The following is a 20,982-nucleotide window of genomic DNA, read 5'->3' as shown; positions in this document are numbered from 1 at the left end:
TTTTCCTTGATATCAGCCGTGTGGCCGCCCGAGATTTCCAGGAGTTCCTGCGGCGTCAGACGAAACACCGCATTGGGCGTTCCAGCCGCAGCCCAGATGAACGGCAAGACCATCAGATCCTCATCGATGAAAATGGAGTTGCCGGCGGCGTGACCAATCGGTGGAACGCCGCCGATTGCAAATCCTGTCACGTCCCGCACGAAGTCAGGCGGCGCTCGCTCGATGGTTGACCCGATCAGCCGGCGCACCTTGGCTTCATCGACCCGATTGGCGCCAGAGGCAATGATGATGACAGCCACCCCCGTCGCCTGATCGCGAAACACCAGCGATTTGGCGATTTCAGCAAGCCTGCAGCCGATCGCCGCTGCCGCCTCTTCGGCGGTGCGCGTGCTTTTATCGAATTCCATGACTTCGAAATCATGCCCCAGCATGGCCTGGACCTTGAGCGCGCTCGGGTGGCTGGCGGCTTTCATCATCGGCTCCTCTTCCGCAATCGCGATCTTGGCAAGTCGCGAGCCTGCCGCCAAGTAGGGCATTTGCAAATGATATGCTTGCCGGCTTAAAAAAGATCACACCGCTCCCGCAACAAGACAGACCTTGATGGTCGCATTGATCGCCGATGACATGCTTGTGTGTTGCGCTGTGATTGAAACCGGCGTGCAAATCATTCAAACCGCTACGTACCCTCATTCAGGAGTTAGCATGAGCCTCATTCCCCGTCAGCCTGTTCCCGCCCTCGCGCTGTCGACACTCGACCACGGCGCGTTCAACCTTCAATCCGCAACGCCACAGCGCATGACGCTGGTGTGTTTCTATCGCGGTCTGCATTGCCCGATTTGCGCCAATTATCTGAAGGAACTCGAGCGCCTCACTCCTGATTTTGCTGAACGCGGCGTGGAGACCATTGCCATCAGTTCAGACAGCCAGGAGCGCACGCGCGCCATGGCTGACAAGATCGCCGCCAAGGCGCTACGCTTTGCCTATGGATTGAGCCTGCCGACAGCCCGTGAATGGGGGCTTTATATTTCCACCTCGCGCGGCAAGACCTCGATTGGCATTGAAGAGCCGGCACTTTTCTCCGAGCCTGGTGTGTTTCTGGTCAAGGCTGATGGGACGCTTTATTATCTGTCGCTCCAGACGATGCCCTTCGCGCGACCGAATTTTCAGGAAATGCTGGGCGCAGTCGATTTTGTTATCAAGGCCGATTACCCGGCGCGCGGCGAGTATACCGGCGCGGTATAACAAGCCACAGCAAGGCGGGGTCTCATGCACACCATGATCACAAACGCACTGAGATCCTGCCTGATCGCCGGGTTCTGTCTGTCACACGCAATTGACGGGCGGGCGCAAGGTACGCCGCCCGGAACGCCACGGGCCAATCAGGCAATTTTATCCGATGCCGCCCGGCTGCTGCCGGCGAAAGCTGTCCGTGGCATGGTGTCATCGCAGGAAGCGCAGGCGACCCGCATCGGTGTCGACATTCTCAGGCGCGGCGGCAATGCAGTTGATGCCGCAGTTGCCGTCGGTTTCGCCCTTGCCGTCACCCTGCCGCGCGCCGGTAATATCGGCGGTGGCGGATTCATGCTCGTCCACCGTGCCGCGAGCGCCGACACGATTGCCATCGATTACCGCGAAACAGCACCGGCGGCTGCAACCGCCACCCTCTTTCTGGACGACAAGGGAGAAGCGGTCCCACAGAAATCACGCGATTCAGGGTTGGCAATCGGCACTCCAGGCACGGTCGGTGGCCTGGCGCTGGCGCACCGGAAATATGGCTCGGGCAGGTTTTCGCTCGCCGACCTCATCGCTCCGGCGATCAGCCTCGCCCGCGACGGCATCATCATCGACAATGATCTGGCCGATTCGCTGGGCGGTGGTGCTGCCCGCCTCGCTCGTCATGCCAGCAGCCGGGCGATTTTCTTTTCCGGTGACAAGCCTCTGGCCACCGGCAACCGCCTCGTCCAGAGCGATCTTGCCGCCACCCTGTCAGCAATCGCCGCCAGCGGTCCTGATGCATTTTATCGCGGCGCCATTGCCGAAAAGATCGTTGCCGCCACGCGCGCGCTGGGCGGCATCATGACCAGTCAGGACTTGGCTGACTACCGTGTCATCGAGCGCCAGCCGGTGAAGGGTCAGTATCGCGGCTACGACATCTTTTCCATGCCGCCACCCTCATCCGGCGGCGTCCACCTTATCCAGATTTTGAACATCCTTGAAGGCTATGATCTGGCCGCTCTCGGCGCTGGCAGCGCGACGGGCCTTCACCTGCTGGTCGAGGCGATGAAACCGGCCTACGCCGATCGCGCCCAGTTTCTCGGTGATCCCGACCGTGTCAAAATTCCGCTGCGCGGCCTCATCGACAAAGCCTATGCGGCGAGCCTGCGGGCGAAGATCAACGTCGAACAGGCGCGCAAGGCCGACGACATCGCCGCCGGCAATCCGCTCGCCCATGAGAGCGATCAGACGACACATTTTTCCATCGTCGACGCCGAGGGCAATGCGGTTGCCAACACCTATACGCTGAATTTTTCTTATGGCGTCGGCATGGTCGCTGAGGGGACCGGCGTTCTGCTCAACAATGAAATGGACGATTTTTCCGCCAAACCCGGCGCCCAGAATGCCTATGGTCTCGTCGGCTCAAACGCTAATTCCGTCTCTCCCGGCGCACGTCCACTGTCCTCGATGACGCCAACCCTCGTCTTTCGCAACAACAAGCTGTTTCTGGTCACCGGCAGCCCCGGGGGCAGCCGCATCATTACAACCACATTGCAGGTCATTTCCAACGTCATCGATCATGGCATGAATATCGCCGAAGCAGTCGCGGCTCCTCGCGTTCATCATCAATGGCGCCCGGATTTTCTCCTGACCGAAACCGGTCAATCGCCCGATACGCTGCGCCTGCTGGAAGCGCGCGGCCACAAGGTCGTCATCGGCTCGACATCCGGTTCCGCCAATTCGATCATGCTGACGAAGGACGGGCTGACGGGCGCCAGCGATCCGCGCCAGCGCGGCACGCTTGCCGAAGGGTATTGACGCGGGCAGGCGTGCCGATCAACCCGCTGCCTTCAACCTGGCAATTTCCGCCTCAAGCGCCGCAATCTTCTCGTCACGCTCCTGAAGCGCCCGCGCCACATCCTCAGCCTCAAATCGCTGCGGGATGTGCTGCGGGCAATTGGCATCCCAGGCTGTTAGCGTGAACAACACAACCTGCTCCGGCTTTGCCTTGTAGCCGTCCGGCATCAGCCGCGCGATCAGCTCATCATCCCCCTCGATGATCCGCGCCGTGCCCCAGATCTTGATGCGACGCCGGTTCATGTAGTCGATGAGGAAGAGATAGGCTTTCGGATTGTCGCCAAGATTGCCTTGCGAGATATATTGCCGGTTGCCGCGGTAATCAGCAAAGCCCAGCGTCCTGTCATCGATCACCCGCAGGAATCCCGGTGGCCCGCCGCGATGCTGGATATAGGGTTGCCCGTCACGATTGGCGGTGGCCATAAACAGGCTGCGTTGCGCCGCGATGAAAACGGCAAGATCGGGCGTGATCGTGGTGGCGAACCCACCACGCGCTTCGATTTGCGCATAGGAGGCGCGCGATCCTTTACGCGTCTGGATCGCCTTGACTGCTTCGCTGAACGCGACATCACTCGATGGGATTGTCATGACACCTACAGACCCAATTCGCTCAATGAGGGATGCTTATCCGGGCGGCGCCCTTGCGGCCAGTGGAATTTGCGCTCGGCGTCCGTGATCGGCAGATCATTGATGCTGGCATGACGCGCGCTCATCAAGCCCTGCGCGTCGAACTCCCAGTTCTCATTGCCATAGCTGCGAAACCAGTGCCCGCCATCATCATGCCATTCATAGGCAAACCGCACGGCGATGCGGTGTCCTGAAAACGCCCAGACTTCCTTGATCAGGCGATAATCGAGCTCACGGATCCATTTGCGGGTGAGGAAAGCGACAATCGCCTCGCGCCCCTGGAAAATCTCGGCACGATTGCGCCAGCGGCTGTCGGGCGTGTAGGCCATCGCCACTTTCTGCGGATCGCGCCCGTTCCAGCCATCTTCGGCCATACGGGCTTTTTGCGCCGCGCTCTCATGGGTGAAAGGAGGAAAAGGCGGTCTTGACATGGGTCACCTGTTGTGTGGACGGGATCTACGTTACGCACGATCGCAGGGCGCATCAGGCGGCATGCCCCGATTGCCGGGCACGAAAGCGCGCCACCTTGTCGCGATTGCCGCAGATGGTCATCGTACACCAGCGCCGGGTTTTGTTCTTGCTGGTATCGTAGAAAACCATGGTGCAGGCGGGGTTCGAGCAGCGCCGCAGACGCTCCGGCTCGGCTTCGCAGATGAAGCGCGCGAAATCAGCCGCAATCACGCCGCACGGCCCCGCTTCGCCCGCGTCAAACCGCTCGACAAACCGGAAGCCGTTCGCACTCTTTTCAAGCAGTAACCGTACGCTGACCTGCGCCAGCTTCTGGTTGATGGCATTGATCAGGGCAGCCGGCGGCGGCGCGCCGATGCGAAACAGGTCAACGGCAGAGCGAAGCTGCTCGCGCAGCCCGCGCACCTCGGTGCCGTCAGTGCTGCCGCTGGCCGTTATGTCAGACGCCATGCCAGCTGCCGCCAGCCAGGCGGAAAACCGCTCCGGGCTGGCAATCAGGTCACGGAAATCCTCGCCGCTGAACATCGTCGTGTTCAGCAGATCAATCCACAACCGCCCGCCGAAAAACGGCAGCCCGTCGATGAATTCCGTTTCCTTCGCAGGGATCGAACCCATTCGGCTCCTCATGACGACGCTCAGCCTGTAACTGACAAAATACTCATTGACAGGTGTTTGGTCAATTGATACCGTTAAAAATATCAAACAACGGTTACAAATACAGGAGCGAGCGCATATGCCCTTATTCTTAAGCAACAAATTAGGCCGTGCGCTTGCGCACGCCGGCCTCGGCGCCAGCATGATGCTGATGGCTTTGAGCCTTTTACCGCGATCATCCCATGCCGGATCTCCGCCAACGCGTCAGCACACCGTCAAAATTGGCAACCTCGACATTTTCTATCGCGAGGCGGGGCCAAAGGACGGCCCGGTCGTGCTTCTTCTCCACGGGTTTCCGTCATCCTCACACATGTTCCGCAGCCTCATTCCCCGTCTCGCGGACAAGTACCGGGTCATCGCACCCGACTATCCTGGCTTTGGCGAAAGCGCAGTGCCGCCTCTGACATCATTCCCCTACACCTTTGAGGCGCTGACCGACATTGTTGACGAATTCACCAAAGCAGTCGGTGCGTCGCGCTATTTCTTGTACATGCAGGATTATGGCGGGCCAGTAGGCCTTCGATTAGCCGTCAAACATCCCGGGCGCGTACGCGGTCTCATCATCCAGAACGCGGTAGCCAATGTAGAAGGCTGGAACCCGGATGTGGTGAAGAGCATCGCGCCGTTCTGGCAGAACCGTAATGCTGAAAGCGAGGTGCCGGTCCGCGCATTGCTGAGCGCTGAGACCACCAAATTCCAGTACACGCACGGCGCCACGCTGAGCGAGCGCCTGCAGCCGGAAGCCTGGGTCTATGATCAGGCGAAGCTCGACCGCCCGCGAGTTGCCGACATCCAGACCGAAATCCTGTTCAACTATAAGGACAATGTCGCCAACTACCCGACATGGCAGGCATATCTGCAGGCAAAGCAGCCACCGCTGCTGATCGTCTGGGGCCGGAATGATCCCTTCTTCACGCTCAAAGGTGTCGAGTATTTCAAGGCGCAGGTACCCGCTGCCGAGGTCCATCTCTATGACGCCGGGCACTTCGCGCTTGAGACCCATGCAGGTGAAATCGCAGCGAGGATGATGGGCTTTCTGGCCCGCCACAGCAAAAGCAAATGACGCCAATGGCGGCGGCAACACGCGCCGCCTGAAAAAAGCCAGCAACCAGCGATGCCGCAGTATGACTATCCGGCATCGCCCCAAAGCCGGCCTTTGCCGTTGCAATCATCGTGATTCCCTCCCTAAGCTCCTCCTGTCCTGGATCACAGACGTCAGGGTGCCTGCTTTGGCGACCGCCACATACGATCTCCTTGTCATCGGCGGCGGCGTCAACGGCGCAGCGATTGCCCGCGATGCGGCGGGGCGCGGGCTGAAGGTCCTGCTTGCCGAAAAGGACGATCTGGCCGCCCACACCTCGTCGGCATCGACCAAGCTCATCCATGGCGGGCTGCGCTACCTCGAATTCTTCGAGTTTCGCCTGGTTCGCGAAGCGTTGCAGGAGCGCGAAATCATTCTCGCCATGGCGCCCCACATCACCTGGCCACTGCGCTTTGTCCTGCCCCACGAACCCTCCCATCGCCCGGCATGGATGGTACGCATCGGGCTTTTTCTCTATGATCATCTCGCGCACCGCCGGACACTGAAAGGCACCGAAACCATCCATCTGCGCCGGCATTTGATCGGCCGCGACCTGCGCGATGACCTGAGCACGGCCTTTGTCTATTCCGACGGCTGGGTGGACGATAGCCGCCTGGTCGTGCTGACCGCACTTGACGCGGCAGAGCGCGGCGCCGCTATCCGCACACACACCGCCGTCACCGCCGCCGCCCGCCATGCCGATCACTGGTCAGTCACGCTTGCGCCACGAAACGGACCCGTCGAGAGTGTCACCGCCCGCCTGCTCGTCAATGCGGCCGGCCCCTGGGCTGGCGATATCCTCCACCGGCAGCTTGCCATCCCCGGCAGCCGCACCGTGCGTCTCGTCAAGGGCAGTCACATTGTCGTGCCCAGGCTTTATGAGGGCGATCACGCCTTCATATTCCAGAACAACGACAACCGCATCGTCTTTGCCATTCCCTATGAAGGCGCCTTCACGCTCATCGGCACGACTGACATCGCCTTCAGCGGCGATCCATCGACACCGCACGCCGATGACAGTGAAATCGCCTATCTGTGCACGGCGGTGAACGCCTATTTCAAGCGGCGGATTTCACCAGCCGACGTGGTGTGGACGTTCAGCGGCGTGCGGCCGCTGTTTGATGACGGAGCGCTGGCTGCAAGCAAGGTCAGCCGCGATTACGTGCTTGATCTTGATGCGCCACCGGGCGCGGCGCCGGTGCTGACCGTCTTCGGCGGCAAGATCACCACCCATCGCGAGCTGGCGCTGCGCGCCATGGCGGCCCTGCGGCCCTGCCTGCCGCATGGGGGCACGGACTGGACAGCGACCGCACCACTTCCTGGTGGCGACATCCCTGACGCTGGCATTCCAGCCTTTATCGCCGTGGTGCGCGAGCGTTGGCCGTTTCTGAGCGAAGCGACCGCCCGACGCATGGTGCGCGCCTATGGCACGCGCCTTGAGCGCATACTGGGCGAGGCGCGATCCGCCGCCGATCTGGGGAACGATTTCGGCTGCGGCTTCAGCACAGCGGAGCTTGCCTATCTGGTGAGGCAAGAATGGGCGAGCACTGCCGAGGACGTGCTGTGGCGGCGCTCCAAGCTGGGGCTGCATTTGCCAAAGAGTGCACAGGAAGCGGTAAAAACCGCGATCGAGCAGCTTGTTCCGGGGAACCAACCCTTTTCCCGATCATGAGCCGGTCCATAATGGCTGACACCCGCTCACCCGCCCTTGACCGCACCTGCCGTCAGCCCGGCAATGATCTGGCGCTGGGCAAAAACAGTCAGCAGCAGGGGCGGCAGCGTCACCATCAAGGCGGCGGCTGCCAGCGGTCCCCAGGCGATCTGGTCGAAGGACAGCAGATTATAGACGGCAACCGGCAGTGTGCGCGTCTCGCGCCCCGCCAGCACCACGCCGAAGACGAAATTATTCCACGAAAAGATCACTGACAGGATAAAGGCGACCGTAATGCCGGGCCGGGCAATCGGCAGCGCCACATAATAGAAGACCTGCCAGCGGCTGGCGCCATCAATCAGGGCGGCATCCTCCAGTTCCAGCGGCGTTGTTTCGAAATAGCCGATCATGATCCAGATAACGATGGGAACGGTCAGCACCAGGTGGATGATGATCTGCGGCCACAACGTGCCAAGCAGGCCGAGCCACTGGAAAAGCAGAAACAGCGGAATGAGGAACGACAGGCCCGGCGTCATGCGGGCAATCAGCACGATGACGGCGGCTTTGGTCGCCCGCATGCGGGTAATGCCATAGGCGGCAGGGACGCCAACCACCAGCGCCACCAGTGTCGCTGCTCCGGTAACGATGAGACTGTTGCGCAAATAGATAATGAAATTCTTGCTGCCGATGGCTTCGTGATAATTCGACCACGCCCATTGGGTCGGAATGAAAACCGGAGGGCTTGCCGCATTCTCGATTTCGAATTTGAGCGATAGCGAAATCGTCCACAAAAAGAACAGGATGGCCGGCGAAACGGCAACCGCTATCGCCAGCCCGAGGAGCAATTTCTGCAAGGGGCTTCGTTTCATCGTTCAGCCACCCCGCCCTCGGCCCATTGCGTGCGCGCTCGCAGATAAAGGGTCGCCAGCGATAACAGGATGATCAGCACGAAGAACACCACCGTTATCGCCGAACCATAGCCGATGTCGAAATAGGCAAAGGCCGTCTGGTAGAGGTAAAGATTGATGGTTTCGGACGCCGTGCCGGGCCCGCCCTGCGTCATGGCGAAGATGATGTCGAAGCTTTTCAGGGCATCGATGAGGCGGATGATGACCGCAATCATCAGGAAGGGCGCAATCATCGGCAAGGTGATATAGCGAAATTTCTGGAAGGCGGACGCGCCATCAATATCCGCGCTCTCGTAAGGCTCGCTGGGAATGGCAGCAAGCCCGCCCAGCACGATCAGCATCACCAGCGGCGTCCATTGCCAGGTCTCGACCACCACCAGCGAGGGGATTACGGTGGAAGCTTCGAATATCCACAATTGCGGTTTGATGCCGATGAGCTGCAGCAGATAGTTCAGCACGCCCAGTTGCGGGTTGAACATCATCGTCCACACCACCGCGATCGCCACCGGGGTCGCCATCATCGGCGCCACGAAGACGCCGCGCAGAAAGCCACGGAGGGGGAATTCCTGATGGAAGACGAGGGCGGCAAGCGTACCAAGGATGATCGGCAAGACAACCGCGAGTGCCGAATAAACGAGTGTGCGCACGAAGGCTTCGGTAAAGCGCGGATCGCCCGGCAGGCGCAGATAATTTTCGAGGCCGACGAAGGAATAGCTGCCACCGAGTTTCCACTCATGGAGGCTCATCCACAAGGTGAACACCCATGGCACCAGGATGACGGCAACCACGACGATCATTCCCGGGATGACGAACAGCCAGTAATGAGGGCGCAGCGCCGGTTGGACCGGCAAAGGCTCCGCGCCCTCGCCCGCTGTCTTGGCGCCCAACCCCGTTTCGAGCGTGACGTCAGCCATAGGCATCAACCTCCAGCCCACCGCAGTGTCACCAGCACGCTGGCTGCTGACACTGCCGATGTCCCGCTTCAACTCTTCTCGGATTTTTCCAGGATGGGCCGGTATTGGTCGGCGGCCTTCTTCAGTTCCGTTGCCGGATCAGCGCCGGACAGTGTCGCGGTCAGCGCCGTGCCGATGATGTCGCGAAACTCCGTCACCGGCACCACGACCGGGAGGCCGAGCTTGGAGACCTTCGCTGATTCAATGACGCAGGTGAGCCATTCAGCCGGCATGGTAACGCCCGCCTGCGTGTCCTTGTTGCCGATGACGGAGTTGCGAAACGGCACGCCTCCCCCGCTCTGCAACAGCCGCCCGCCCATCAGCCTTGATACCGCCCATTGGCAATAAAGCCAGGCCTGTTCCTTCTTGGCTGAGGCGGCGGGAATGCCGATGCCATCGCCATAGGTCGGGGAGGCATGAGCCACCGGCCCCTTGGGGATCACGCCATAGCCGATCTTGCCAACGATGCGCGAGCGCGTCGGGTCCTCGCCCGGCGGCGCCCAGCCAATGCCATCAAGCCACATGGCGCTCTTGCCCTGCAGGAAGGAAGCCTGACTTTCCATCCAGTTGAAGCCGGCAACCCCGGCCGGCGCGCATTTGGTGAGAAGATGCTTGTAGATCTTGGCAGCCTCCACCGCCTCCGGCCCATCAATGATCAGATTGCCTTTCTCATCCAGCGCGTCCTTGCCAAAGCCAAGAAGGAAACTCATGTAAAGCGGCAGATTGGCATTGCGCAGTCCACGCCCGACGAAGCCGGAAATGCCGTTGGCCGGATCATGGAGCGCTTCGGCTGCCTTGATCAGCTCGTCGAAATTCGTCGGATAGGCAATGCCCTTCTTCTGGAACAATTCCTTGTTCCAGTAGACCATGAAATAATCAACCGACCAGGGCAGGGCGTTGAACCCGCCTTCGACAGTGGCGTAGGTGCGCCCGGCGGATGAATAATCATCCCCCTTGTGATCGGCTTCCGTCAGCGCTGCATTTGTCATGAAGGGGGTGACGGAGGACAACCATTTCGCCCGCTCGAACAGACGTTTCTGCACATGGAAGCTGATATGCACCACATCGAAGGACGGCCTGCCCGATGACAGCTCGATGACGATCTTCTGGCGCTGCTGCTGTTCGGGGATGACTTCCGAATTGACCTCGATCCCGGTGAGCGCGGTGAACTCCTTTTCGTACTTTTGCAACAGATCGCCGCGCGGCCCCTTGATGAGATTGGTCTCTATCTTGCTGCCTGCATATTTCTTGTAATCAACATCAGCCCACGCGGCAGGTATTGCCAGCATGGTGGCACCGGCACCTGCCCCTGCAAGAACATGTCGACGCGTCAAACTACCCTTCGTCATGATCGCTTCTCCCCGTCATCGCCTGTGGTCAGGCTTGTGATTGGCCGTCGTTTTAGTCAGAGAATTGTCTGCCAAGAACGGGCGAAAGACAACGGGCTTGACCATAGGTCGCATGATCAGTGCCGTTTCATGCACCCACGCGCTCGCCACTGCTTGGATCCACTGACCAGGCCCGGACATATTGGCACGAATACGACAGGCCCGGTCCGTCCGGCGCAGCCAGCTCCACTCGCTTGCGCGGCTGGATAATATGTGGCATTATTTTGCATCTATCAAAATTAAATGCATTATAATACGCAGCAAATAAAAAAAGGTCTTTCCGCCAAGCCAAATGCCTGCCCGCATCGCGCGCTTCTGACGGGCGCGCGCGTGTGAGTGACCGCAAAGGGTGATGATCAGGCTTGGTGGAAACAAATCTGCAGACATGAGCGGGGAGCCTTGATGTCGACAAGCGAGAATGCCGCAACCTATTTTGTCGATCGCCATATCGGCGAGGGGCGCGGCGGCAACATCGCCTATCGCGAAACCTTCGGCGCTAGGCGCCAGCTGAGCTATGGCAGCCTCGCCGACGAGAGTGGCCGCGCAGCATCGGCCCTCCTGCGGGCGGGTTTGCGGCGCGAGGAGCGGGTTGCCATGCTCGTGCTCGACACGCTCGAGTTTCCTGTCCTTTTCTGGGGCTGTCTCAAGGCTGGTCTTATCCCGGTGCCCGTCAACACCTTGCTGGCAACACCGGTCTATGACGCCATTTTGCGCGATAGTCGTGCGGCAGGCCTCATCGTATCGACAGAATTGCTGCCGGTGGTTGCCCCCGCCCTTGCCGGCAATCCCTGGCTGCGCCAGATCATCGTCATCGGCAGCGGCGAGGCGCCAGGCACCCGGAGCTATGACAATTTCATGGCCGGGACATCCCCCATGCCAGCCGTTGCGGCGCAGGCTGATGAAACCGCCTTCTGGCTTTATTCCTCCGGCTCCACCGGCAAGCCCAAAGGCGTGCGCCACGTCCATCGCGCGCTGAAGGCGACCGCCGACACCTATGGTCGCAATGTTCTTGGCATCCGTGAGGATGATGTCGTCTATTCCGCTGCCAAGCTGTTCTTCGCCTATGGGCTTGGCAACGCCATGACGTTCCCCTTGTCGGTCGGCGCCACCGCCCTGCTGTACAATGGACGCCCGACGCCCGACGCGGTGATGACAATTCTCGCCGACGACAAGCCGACGATTTTCTGCGGTGTCCCGACGCTTTATGCCGCCACTCTTGCCCAGCTTGAAAAGAATGCCGCGCCGCCCCCTTGTCCTTTCCGCCTGTGCATCTCGGCCGGTGAAGCCCTGCCGGCTCAGATCGGTCAGAAATGGCGTGAGCAATGGGGCGTCGATATTCTTGATGGCGTTGGTTCCACCGAGATGCTCCATATCTTTCTGTCAAACCGCTCCGGCGACGTCGTCGATGGCACATCAGGTATTGCGGTACCCGGCTATGAGGTCCGCCTCGTCGATGACAGCGGCACCGAGATCGGTCCTGGCAGCATCGGCGAATTGCTGGTCAGGGGCGCATCCGCCTCCGAGGGCTATTGGAACCAGCTCGACAAGAGCCGCACCACGTTCGAGGGTGAATGGACCCGCACCGGCGACAAATACGAAATGACGGCCGCAGGGCGCTTCATCTACTGTGGCCGCACCGACGACATGTTCAAGGTTTCCGGCATATGGGTGTCGCCCTTCGAGGTCGAACAGGCGCTCATTGCCCATCCCGCCGTGCTTGAGGCTGCCGTCATTGCCGCGCAGGACGAGGACGGGCTGGACAAACCCAAAGCCTTCATCGTCCTCAAGGGTCACGAAAACATCAGTGCGATTGAAGCGGAGCTGAAGAATTTCGTGCAGGAAAAGATCGGCAAGTGGAAATATCCGCGCTGGATCGACATCGTCCCCGATCTCCCCAAGACCGCCACCGGCAAGATACAACGCTTCAGATTGCGGGAGGGAAACCGATGACCCTTGCCTGGACTGCCATGTCCGCTCAGATGATCATCGCCGGCAGGCAACTCGAATATATTTGCCACGGTCCCGACCCCGCCACTGCGCCCACCATCATCCTTCTGCATGAAGGGCTGGGCTGCATCGCCATGTGGCGCGATTTTCCAGCCCAACTGGCCGCCGCCACCGGCTTTGGGGTGTTCGCCTATTCGCGTGCCGGCTATGGCCAGTCAGACCCCGTCACACTGCCGCGGCCGCTCGACTACATGACACGCGAGGCAAGCGACGTCCTGCCGGCGATCCTTGATGGTATCGGCTTTCGTCGCGGCATCCTTCTTGGTCATAGTGACGGCGCCAGCATCGCTGCCATCTACGCCGGCAGCCATGAGGATCATCGCGTGCGCGGGCTGGTTCTGATGGCGCCCCATTTTTTCACCGAAGCAAGTGGCCTGGCGGCTATCGCCGAGGCACGGTCAGCCTATCAGTCAGGAGACCTCAAAGCGCGCCTCTCCAGATACCACCGCCATCCCGACAATGCCTTTTATGGCTGGAACGACGCCTGGCTGGATCCGGCGTTTCGCCAGTGGAATATCGCCGACGTCGTCGACTATCTGCGCATCCCGGTTCTGGCGATTCAAGGTCGCGACGACCAATACGGAACATATGAGCAGATCCGCGAAGTCGAGAGCCGCAGCTATGCGCCCGTCGACGTCGAAATCCTTGAAGCCTGCGCCCATGCGCCGCATATCGATCAACCGGCGCGCACCCTGGCGCTGATCAGCGAATTCACCAGCAGGCTGGAGCGCATCGAAGCCGCCGAGGTGATCACCGCATGAGCGATGCCGGCATCGCCCTGCCAGGCCATGCCTATGTACCGGGCGTCTCGCCACGCCACGACGATGACGCCTTTGCGGCTCTGCGCCATACGGCCCACAGCAACATGTCGGTTCAGGAATTGGCATCAAGCGAGGCCTTCCGCGCCGGATTGCACTTCTTCCACATGGGCTATTACTGGGAGGCGCATGAAGTTCTTGAGCCGGTGTGGCTTGCGACACCCGCAGCAAGCGCCGAGCGCCATGTCGTTCAGGCGCTCATCCAGCTCGCTAATGCCAGACTGAAAGTGGAGATGGGACGCAGGCGCGCCGTCATCCGGCTGTGCGACATGGTCAGCGCTCATCTTGCCGAAGCCGGCCGAACCGGCCGTGCGCAGATCATGGGCGTCAGCCTCGTGGAACTCAAACGGATATGCGACGATATCAGATTTGAAATTAATGTATTATAATGCATAAACTGTCACATATTTTGGAAAAAATTGTATAGTAATCGCTTTACAACACATTCAATCGCAATATAGTGCAATTTCTTGAGGAGCCCTTGTGAGCAAGATCATCGACTTCCAGACCGATCCGACGACATATCATCACTGGCGCGTCACCTATGACGGCGCGGTGGCAACTCTGTTCATGGATGTCGATGAAAGTGCCGGGCTTTTCGCCGGTTATGAGCTGAAGCTCAATTCCTACGATCTTGGGGTTGACATCGAGCTGGCTGACATCGTTCAGCGCATGCGCTTCGAGCATCCTGAGGTGAAGGCCGTCATCCTGCGCTCGGGCAAGGAGCGCGTCTTCTGCGCCGGCGCCAATATACGCATGCTGGGCGGGGCGAGCCACGCGCACAAAGTCAACTTCTGCAAATTCACCAATGAGACCCGCAACACCTTTGAGGCTGCGGGCGCTGAATCGGGCCAGCATTATATCTGTGCCGTCAAGGGAGCGTGTGCCGGCGGCGGTTATGAGCTGGCGCTGGCCTGCGATTACATCATCCTGACCGATGATGGCTCGACCTCTATCTCGCTGCCGGAAGTGCCCTTACTGGCCGTGCTGCCGGGAACCGGCGGTCTCACCCGCGTCACCGACAAGCGCAAGGTGCGTCGGGATCTCGCGGACGTCTTTTGCGCCACCGAAGAGGGTGTGAAGGGAAAGCGAGCCAAGGAATGGCGGCTGGTCGATGAGGTGGTCGCCAATTCCAAATTCGAAGAAGCCATCGCCGCCCGCGCCCGGGATTTTGCTGATCGCTCGACGCGCGCCACCGCCGCAACCGGCATTATCCTGAAGCCATTGACGCGGACCATCGCCGCCGACGGTTCGCTATCCTATTCGACCATCGACGTCGCCATTGATCGCAAGGCGCGCCGTGCCACACTCACCATCAACGGCCCGGATGATGATGCGCCTGCGACCATGGACGAGTTCGAGCGGCAAGGCTCGCAGGCCTATCTTCTCCGCCTTGCCCGCGAGCTTGATGACGCCATCCTTCATCTACGCCTCAATGAGCTGGAAATCGGCCTCCTCGTCTTCCGCACGCAAGGCGATCCGCAACGTGTTCTGGCGCATGAGGCGCTGCTTCTCGACAATGCGCGTCACTGGCTTGCCAATGAAGTTCTCCTCTACTGGAAGCGTGTGCTGAAGCGGATCGATCTGACCTCACGCTCGCTGGTGGCGCTGATCGAGCATGGGTCGTGCTTCGCCGGCATTCTGGCAGAGGTGCTGTTTGCGGTTGATCGCAGCTACATGATGGAGGGCGATTTTGAGGGAGATAACCGCCCGCGCGCCAGCTTGACGCTGAGCCCGGCCAATTTCGGCCCTTTTCCCATGAGCAACGCCCTCACGCGCCTGCAGACCCGCTTTCTCGGAGAGCCGGTCAAAGTCGAGGGCGCGCATGCTCATCTGCGCAAGCCGCTTGAAGCCAGTGAGGCAAATGAGCTTGGTCTCATTACCTTTACCTTCGACGAGGTCGACTGGGACGATGAAGTGCGCATCTTCCTTGAGGAACGCGCCAGCTTCTCGCCTGACGCCATGACCGGCATGGAAGCCAATCTGCGCTTTCCCGGTCCGGAGACCATGGAAACCCGCATCTTCGGCCGCCTCACCGCCTGGCAGAACTGGATCTTCCAGCGCCCCAATGCGGTTGGCGCCGAGGGCGCCCTGCAGCGCTACGGAACCGGCCAGCGCGGCAACTTCAATCTGCAGCGCATCTAGTCGCTGATTGCCGTCCGGACAGGAGACGTCCCCATGCTTGATCTGATCAATGTGAGCTATGACACACAAATTCCAAACAATGTTGGCCTGTCCACCGACAAGCGCGTGCTGAAAGCGCTGGAGAAATGGCATCCGGGCTACATCAGCTGGTGGAATGATCTCATCCCCCGCGACTTCCAGGAAAGCCTCGTTTATCTGCGCACCGCCGTCAGCGTCGACCCCAAGGGCTGGACCAAGTTCGACTACGTCAAGATGCCGGAATATCGCTGGGGCATTCTGCTGGCGCCACAGATTGCCGATCGCAAGATCCCCTGCGGCGAACATGCAGGCGATGCCGCCTGGCAGGACGTTCCGGGTGAATATCGCGCCATGTTGCGGCGCCTCATCGTCATCCAGGGCGATACGGAGCCTGCCTCCGTCGAACAGCAGCGTTTTCTTGGGCGCACCGCCCCCTCGCTCTATGACATGCGCAATCTCTTCCAGGTCAATGTCGAGGAAGGCCGTCATCTCTGGGCGATGGTCTATCTTCTGCATAAATATTTCGGCGCGGACGGGCGCGACGAGGCGGACGATCTGCTGCGCCGCTCATCCGGCTCGCAGGAAGCACCACGCATGCTGGGTGCCTTCAACGAGGAGACGCCGGACTGGCTGTCCTTCTTCATGTTCACCTACTTCACCGACCGCGACGGCAAGATGCAGCTTGAAAGCCTGGCACAATCGGGTTTTGACCCGTTGAGCCGCACCTGCCGCTTCATGCTGACGGAAGAAGCCCATCACATGTTTGTTGGCGAAACCGGTGTGGGACGCACCATCGAGCAAACCTGCCTGATGATGAAGAAGGCCGGCATCGACGATCCCTTCGACATCAACCGTATCCGCGCGCTTGGCGTCATCGACCTGCCGACCATCCAGAAGAAGCTCAACCTCCATTACACGCTGTCGCTTGACCTCTTCGGCCAGGAAGTATCGACCAACGCCGCCAACGCTTTCAATGCCGGCATCAAGGGTCGCTACTTGGAAAGCAAAATCGCCGATGACCATCGCCTCAACGGCGACACCTACAAGGTATGGAATTTTGTTGACGGCAAAATGGTGCAGCAGGACGTGCCGGCGCTGACCGCCATCAACATGCGCCTGCGCGATGATTACACCCGCGACGCGGCCGGCGGTATCGGCCGCTGGAACAAGATCATCGAGAAGATGGGGATCAATTTCGCGATGAAATTGCCGCATGAGGCCTTCAATCGCAAAATTGGCGTCTTTGCCGGAAAGTTCTTTGATCCTGCCGGCATGGTCGTCACGCAGCCGGCATTCGAAGCCGGTATCCGGGAATGGCTGCCGACCAAGGCTGACGGCGATTTCATTCAGTCGCTGATGAAGCCCTGCTATGAGGCAGGAAAATTCGCGGGCTGGATTGCGCCGCCAAAGGTTGGCATCGACAACCAGGCCGGCGACTTTGAATATGTGAAGCTGCATATGGCGTAGACACATCACCGGCAGCCGGCGACCCGCTATCAGGACGATGGCTACGCCATGCCGTTTGAGGACAAGATCCGACGATGAACCAGCCACTCAAACAGCATCTGATCGATCCTGAGATCTGCATCCGCTGCTACACCTGCGAGGCGGCCTGTCCGGTCTCCGCCATCACCCATGATGACAATAACGTCGTGGTCGATGCCGAAAAATGCAATTTCTGCATGGATTGCATTTCGCCCTGCCCAACCGGCTCCATCGACAATTGGCGGGTTGTCATGGCCCCTTATTCGCTGGACGAGCAATTCTCCTGGGACGAATTGCCGGCACAATCGGCTCTCTCCAGCGAAGCTGGCGCCACTGACACCAGCATCGAAGCGCTCGATGAAAACGTCGCAGCCCTCCTTGCCGAGGCCCATAAGGGTGCCGGCGGCAAGGCACGGGCGCCAGCCTCAGCCTCGAAGCCCACCATCAATCTCTACAATCTGGCCAAGCCGGCGATGGCCACCGTGCAAGGCAATTACCGCCTGACGGGCGAGACAAGCGACACGGATGTCCGCCATATCATCCTGGATTTCGCCAACCTTCCCTTCCCCGTGCTCGAAGGCCAAACGATCGGTATCATCCCGCCCGGCCGCGACGCCGAGGGCAAGCCCCATCTGCCGCGCCTCTACTCGCTCTCAAGCCCGCGCGATGGCGAGCGGGCAAATTTCAACAATCTGTCGCTGACAGTGAAGCGCGAGCCCGACGGGCTGTGTTCGACCTATATCTGCAATCTGCGCAAAGGCGACAAGGTCGCGGTCACCGGCCCGTTCGGTTCGACCTTCCTCCTGCCCTGCGATCCGCAGGCAAAGCTGTTGATGATCTGCACGGGAACCGGTGCTGCCCCCTTCCGCGGCTTTACCATGCGCCGCCAGCGCGAAAATCCGCATCTGAAGGGGCATCTGTCGCTTTATTTCGGCGCCCGTTCACCTCACGATCTGCCCTATTTCGGGCCACTCGCCAAAGTGCCGGATATCTTCCTTGGCAAATATTTCGCCTTCAGCAGGCAGGCAGACCTGCCCAAGCAATATGTCCAGGACCAGTTGCGGGTGACGAAGGATCACGTCGCCACCCTGCTGCGCGATGGCGATACCTACATTTACATCTGCGGTCTGCGCGCCATGGAAAATGGCGTCGAGGAAGCGCTGGCCGACATCGCGCGCGGCATCGGCCTCGACTGGATAAAGCTGCGCGATACCATGCGCGAGGCCGGGCGCTATCATGTGGAAACGTACTGAGGGTGGATGATCGCCCGGCCGCCATGCCTGACATCGGCAGCCGTGTCCTTCCGCTTGTTCCCCATTGAGAGAATTCGATTGCCGCGCCCGGCGGTTCTGTCACATTATATGCAACATAACGCATGAGCCGGAGCGGGATGGCGGAGATCACCAATTTCAAGGGCGAGCTGGCCCGCGTCGAGCCGACGACGCCATCTGGCGACACCGCAAGCCTGCTGATGCAGCGCGTCGGCGAACGCGTGCGCAAGGCGCGTGAACTGAAAGGTATCCCCCGCCGCGTTCTGTCTGAAATCTCCGATGTCTCACCACGCTATCTGGCCCAGCTTGAAGCCGGCGATGGCAACATCTCGATCAGCCTTCTGCAACGCGTTGCCATCGCCCTTGACCATCGCATTGAATGGCTGGTCGGCGAGGAGGACCCGTGGACATCGCAAACACTCAAAGTCGCTGATCTTTATCGTCTGGCTGGCGCTGACATTCGCCAGCAGGTCATGCACCTGCTGCAGCCTGAACCAGATGATGCTTTGCGTGCCCGCAGGGTGTGCCTGATTGGCCTGCGCGGCGCAGGCAAATCAACGCTCGGCGCCCTCACCGCCAAAGCGTTTAATGCACCTTTCCTCGAACTCAACCGCGAGATCGGGGATCATGCCGGAATGTCCGTCAATGAGGTGTTGGCGCTTTACGGGCAGGAAGGATACCGCAAGCTCGAGGCCTCGGCCCTCAGCCGCATTATCTCCACCCATGAGACGCTGATCCTCGCGGTGGCCGGCGGCATTGTCGCCGAGCCCGACACGTACAAGATGTTGCTGGCGCATTTCCACACCATCTGGATACGCGCCGCTCCCCATGAACATATGGGCCGCGTGCTTGCCCAGGGTGATACACGGCCCATGGCCGGCAATCCGGAAGCCATGGAACAATTGAAATCAATCCTGGCAAGCCGGGAGGCGCTCTACAGCCTCGCTGACGCACAGCTCGATACATCAGGAAAAACGCTGGAACATTCCCTCGAAGAGCTGGTGCATCTCATCCATTCCCGAGGTTATCTTCTATCCTGACCAACACAGAGGTGAGAGACGAATAGCAAATTGACAGATTTTATGCATTATCATACATCTAATCACGAGCAATAAGAGCATAACTCGCTAGTATATGCATTAAATTGCATATATTGATCGAGCCTCTCAAAACAAGGGAACGCCAGGATGACTAAGACCACACGCTATACGGCCACGACGCCTTTATCGATGATCGCACTTGATCGCCGCCGCTTTCTCTATGGCAGTGCAGGCGCGCTCGCTGCCGGGCCGTTCGCCGGGCTTGCCACGCCGGCGATTGCCCAGGGCGCGGCTCTCAAAATCGGGTTCATGCTTCCCTATTCGGGAACTTTCGCCAAGCTGGGTCAGTATATCGACGCCGGATTCCGTCTTTATGTCGAGAAGAACGGCGGCATGCTGGGTGGCCGCAAGATCGAATTCGTGCAGGTTGATGATGAATCAAAGCCCGAAGCGGGCACTGACAACATGAACCGCCTCGTTGGCCGCGACAAAGTCGATGTTGTGGTCGGCACCGTTCACTCTGGCGTTGCGATGGCCATGGTCAAAGTTGCCCGCGACACCAACACCATGCTCGTCATCCCCAATGCCGGCGTCAACGAGGCCACGGGGCCTGCCTGTGCGCCGCATATCTTCCGCACCTCCTTCTCGAACTGGCAGGTGACGTATCCGATGGGCAAGGTGATGTATGACGCCGGCTTGCGCAATGTTGCCACCATCACCTGGCGCTATGCGGCGGGCCAGCAGATGGTCGACGCCTTCAAGGAAGGCTTCACCAAGGAGGGCGGCAAGATCGCCGAGGATCTGGCTTTGCCCTTCCCGGAGGTTGAGTTCCAGGCGCTGATCACCCGCATCGCCACCCTGAAGCCGGACGCCGTGTTCGCCTTCTTTGCCGGCGGCGGGGCGGTCAAGTTCGTTCGTGACTATGCGGCTGCCGGCCTCAACAAATCCATCCCGCTTTATGGTGCGGGCTTCCTCACCGACGGAACCCTGCCCGCTCAGGGAGAAGCCGCCAACGGTATCAGGACAACCCTTCATTACGCCGATAATCTCGACCTGCCCGCCAACAAGGCATTCCTTGAGGCCTTCAAGGCCAAGACCGGCAATGATGGCGACATCTATTCCGTGCAAGGATATGACGCCGGCGCGCTCCTTGATATCGGCCTCAAGGCGGTCAAGGGCGACTGGGCGGCGCGCGAGCCGCTGATTGCTGCCATGAAAGCAGCAAAGATCGACAGTCCGCGCGGCACCCTCACCTTCAACAAGGCCAACAACCCTATCCAGGACATCTACATGCGCGAGGTGCGTAACGGACGTAACGAACTTGTCTCGGTTGCCGGCAAGAGTGTTGACGATCCCGCCCGCGGTTGCCGCGCCTGAACGGCTTGAACGCTGAACA

The 20,982-nt window shown here is 60.0% G+C and carries 19 protein-coding genes; 12 read left to right on the top strand and 7 right to left on the bottom strand.

Features of this window, described 5'->3' with window-relative positions; translation table 11 throughout:
* Positions 1-536: YbaK/EbsC family protein (locus ACINK1_RS05365; protein ID WP_395760017.1), on the bottom strand; the 536-nt coding region annotated here is incomplete at its 3' end.
* A 166-nt stretch (positions 537-702) separates the two neighbouring features.
* On the opposite strand from ACINK1_RS05365, the gene ACINK1_RS05360 reads away from it, so the two are divergent.
* Complete coding sequence (locus tag ACINK1_RS05360) at positions 703-1,242, top strand: peroxiredoxin-like family protein (RefSeq protein ID WP_376801877.1); 540 nt, start codon at positions 703-705, stop codon at positions 1,240-1,242.
* Between the two features lie 24 nt (positions 1,243-1,266).
* On the top strand, positions 1,267-3,033 hold the full coding sequence (gene ggt, locus ACINK1_RS05355; protein ID WP_395760016.1) for a gamma-glutamyltransferase: 1,767 nt from the start codon (positions 1,267-1,269) through the stop codon (positions 3,031-3,033).
* Between the two features lie 18 nt (positions 3,034-3,051).
* Here ggt and ACINK1_RS05350 read toward each other — a convergent pair whose 3' ends face one another.
* The 3 genes from ACINK1_RS05350 to ACINK1_RS05340 are packed head-to-tail and all read right to left on the bottom strand — an operon-like array spanning position 3,052 to position 4,782.
* A complete protein-coding gene (locus tag ACINK1_RS05350; protein WP_376801880.1) occupies positions 3,052-3,660 on the bottom strand; it encodes a pyridoxamine 5'-phosphate oxidase family protein in 609 nt (202 codons plus the stop codon).
* Positions 3,661-3,665: 5 nt separating this feature from the next.
* On the bottom strand, positions 3,666-4,130 hold the full coding sequence (locus tag ACINK1_RS05345; protein ID WP_395760015.1) for a DUF1348 family protein: 465 nt from the start codon (positions 4,128-4,130) through the stop codon (positions 3,666-3,668).
* A gap of 52 nt (positions 4,131-4,182) precedes the next feature.
* Positions 4,183-4,782: a CGNR zinc finger domain-containing protein gene (locus ACINK1_RS05340; protein WP_376801882.1), complete on the bottom strand. Its 600-nt coding sequence runs from the start codon at positions 4,780-4,782 to the stop codon at positions 4,183-4,185.
* Positions 4,783-4,972: 190 nt separating this feature from the next.
* Here ACINK1_RS05340 and ACINK1_RS05335 point away from each other — a divergent pair, with 190 nt between their 5' ends.
* Positions 4,973-5,884, top strand: coding sequence for an alpha/beta fold hydrolase (locus ACINK1_RS05335; RefSeq protein WP_376801883.1), 912 nt, complete (start codon positions 4,973-4,975; stop codon positions 5,882-5,884).
* Between the two features lie 166 nt (positions 5,885-6,050).
* Positions 6,051-7,574: a glycerol-3-phosphate dehydrogenase gene (locus ACINK1_RS05330; RefSeq protein WP_376801884.1), complete on the top strand. Its 1,524-nt coding sequence runs from the start codon at positions 6,051-6,053 to the stop codon at positions 7,572-7,574.
* A 26-nt stretch (positions 7,575-7,600) separates the two neighbouring features.
* On the opposite strand, the gene ACINK1_RS05325 is transcribed toward ACINK1_RS05330, so the two are convergent.
* From ACINK1_RS05325 to ACINK1_RS05315, 3 genes are all read right to left on the bottom strand, one after another.
* Entirely contained in the window at positions 7,601-8,422 is an 822-nt protein-coding gene (locus ACINK1_RS05325; RefSeq protein WP_376801885.1) for a carbohydrate ABC transporter permease, read from the bottom strand.
* Positions 8,419-9,375 (bottom strand): carbohydrate ABC transporter permease, encoded by a 957-nt coding sequence (locus tag ACINK1_RS05320; RefSeq protein WP_376801886.1) that lies wholly within the window; start codon positions 9,373-9,375, stop codon positions 8,419-8,421. The genes ACINK1_RS05325 and ACINK1_RS05320 overlap by 4 nt, the downstream gene beginning before the upstream one ends.
* A gap of 68 nt (positions 9,376-9,443) precedes the next feature.
* Positions 9,444-10,763 carry an ABC transporter substrate-binding protein gene (locus ACINK1_RS05315; RefSeq protein WP_376801887.1) on the bottom strand — a complete coding sequence of 440 codons (1,320 nt, stop codon included), beginning with the start codon at positions 10,761-10,763 and terminating at the stop codon, positions 9,444-9,446.
* 441 nt (positions 10,764-11,204) lie between these two features.
* On the opposite strand from ACINK1_RS05315, the gene ACINK1_RS05310 reads away from it, so the two are divergent.
* The 8 genes from ACINK1_RS05310 (at position 11,205) to ACINK1_RS05275 (ending at position 20,963) form a co-directional block, all read left to right on the top strand.
* Positions 11,205-12,752, top strand: coding sequence for a benzoate-CoA ligase family protein (locus tag ACINK1_RS05310; RefSeq protein ID WP_376801888.1), 1,548 nt, complete (start codon positions 11,205-11,207; stop codon positions 12,750-12,752).
* Positions 12,749-13,570, top strand: coding sequence for an alpha/beta fold hydrolase (locus ACINK1_RS05305; protein WP_395760014.1), 822 nt, complete (start codon positions 12,749-12,751; stop codon positions 13,568-13,570). Before ACINK1_RS05310 ends, ACINK1_RS05305 begins: the two co-directional genes overlap by 4 nt.
* A complete protein-coding gene (locus ACINK1_RS05300) occupies positions 13,567-14,016 on the top strand; it encodes a DUF309 domain-containing protein (protein ID WP_376801890.1) in 450 nt (149 codons plus the stop codon). The genes ACINK1_RS05305 and ACINK1_RS05300 overlap by 4 nt, the downstream gene beginning before the upstream one ends.
* Before the next feature lie 94 nt (positions 14,017-14,110).
* Positions 14,111-15,772 (top strand): 2,3-epoxybenzoyl-CoA dihydrolase, encoded by a 1,662-nt coding sequence (boxC, locus tag ACINK1_RS05295; RefSeq protein WP_376801891.1) that lies wholly within the window; start codon positions 14,111-14,113, stop codon positions 15,770-15,772.
* Between the two features lie 33 nt (positions 15,773-15,805).
* Complete coding sequence (boxB, locus tag ACINK1_RS05290; protein ID WP_376801893.1) at positions 15,806-17,257, top strand: benzoyl-CoA 2,3-epoxidase subunit BoxB; 1,452 nt, start codon at positions 15,806-15,808, stop codon at positions 17,255-17,257.
* A 74-nt stretch (positions 17,258-17,331) separates the two neighbouring features.
* Complete coding sequence (gene boxA, locus ACINK1_RS05285; RefSeq protein WP_376801894.1) at positions 17,332-18,528, top strand: benzoyl-CoA 2,3-epoxidase subunit BoxA; 1,197 nt, start codon at positions 17,332-17,334, stop codon at positions 18,526-18,528.
* Between the two features lie 137 nt (positions 18,529-18,665).
* Positions 18,666-19,586, top strand: coding sequence for a helix-turn-helix transcriptional regulator (locus tag ACINK1_RS05280; protein WP_376803010.1), 921 nt, complete (start codon positions 18,666-18,668; stop codon positions 19,584-19,586).
* A gap of 147 nt (positions 19,587-19,733) precedes the next feature.
* Entirely contained in the window at positions 19,734-20,963 is a 1,230-nt protein-coding gene (locus ACINK1_RS05275) for an ABC transporter substrate-binding protein (protein WP_376801896.1), read from the top strand.
* The last annotated feature ends 19 nt before the right edge of the window (positions 20,964-20,982 follow it).

The organism is Raskinella chloraquaticus (SeqCode) (genome assembly GCF_021731865.1).
Lineage (GTDB): Bacteria > Pseudomonadota > Alphaproteobacteria > Rhizobiales > UBA4765 > Raskinella > Raskinella chloraquaticus.
The sequence above is the reverse complement of the archived record's forward strand: the minus strand, read 5'-3'. Positions and strand labels throughout refer to the sequence as shown.

Bases quoted from the DNA above. Each gene is read 5' to 3' on its own strand.
- ACINK1_RS05335 (WP_376801883.1), top strand. From the start codon at position 4,973: ATGGCTTTGAGCCTTTTACCGCGATCATCCCATGCCGGATCTCCGCCA.
- ggt (WP_395760016.1), top strand. From the start codon at position 1,267: ATGCACACCATGATCACAAACGCACTGAGATCCTGCCTGATCGCCGGG.
- ACINK1_RS05360 (WP_376801877.1), top strand. From the start codon at position 703: ATGAGCCTCATTCCCCGTCAGCCTGTTCCCGCCCTCGCGCTGTCGACA.
- ACINK1_RS05350 (WP_376801880.1), bottom strand. From the start codon at position 3,660: ATGACAATCCCATCGAGTGATGTCGCGTTCAGCGAAGCAGTCAAGGCG.
- ACINK1_RS05325 (WP_376801885.1), bottom strand. From the start codon at position 8,422: ATGAAACGAAGCCCCTTGCAGAAATTGCTCCTCGGGCTGGCGATAGCG.
- ACINK1_RS05345 (WP_395760015.1), bottom strand. From the start codon at position 4,130: ATGTCAAGACCGCCTTTTCCTCCTTTCACCCATGAGAGCGCGGCGCAA.
- boxB (WP_376801893.1), top strand. From the start codon at position 15,806: ATGCTTGATCTGATCAATGTGAGCTATGACACACAAATTCCAAACAAT.
- ACINK1_RS05320 (WP_376801886.1), bottom strand. From the start codon at position 9,375: ATGGCTGACGTCACGCTCGAAACGGGGTTGGGCGCCAAGACAGCGGGC.
- boxA (WP_376801894.1), top strand. From the start codon at position 17,332: ATGAACCAGCCACTCAAACAGCATCTGATCGATCCTGAGATCTGCATC.
- ACINK1_RS05310 (WP_376801888.1), top strand. From the start codon at position 11,205: ATGTCGACAAGCGAGAATGCCGCAACCTATTTTGTCGATCGCCATATC.
- ACINK1_RS05280 (WP_376803010.1), top strand. From the start codon at position 18,666: ATGGCGGAGATCACCAATTTCAAGGGCGAGCTGGCCCGCGTCGAGCCG.
- ACINK1_RS05305 (WP_395760014.1), top strand. From the start codon at position 12,749: ATGACCCTTGCCTGGACTGCCATGTCCGCTCAGATGATCATCGCCGGC.
- ACINK1_RS05340 (WP_376801882.1), bottom strand. From the start codon at position 4,782: ATGGGTTCGATCCCTGCGAAGGAAACGGAATTCATCGACGGGCTGCCG.
- ACINK1_RS05315 (WP_376801887.1), bottom strand. From the start codon at position 10,763: ATGACGAAGGGTAGTTTGACGCGTCGACATGTTCTTGCAGGGGCAGGT.
- ACINK1_RS05300 (WP_376801890.1), top strand. From the start codon at position 13,567: ATGAGCGATGCCGGCATCGCCCTGCCAGGCCATGCCTATGTACCGGGC.
- ACINK1_RS05275 (WP_376801896.1), top strand. From the start codon at position 19,734: ATGACTAAGACCACACGCTATACGGCCACGACGCCTTTATCGATGATC.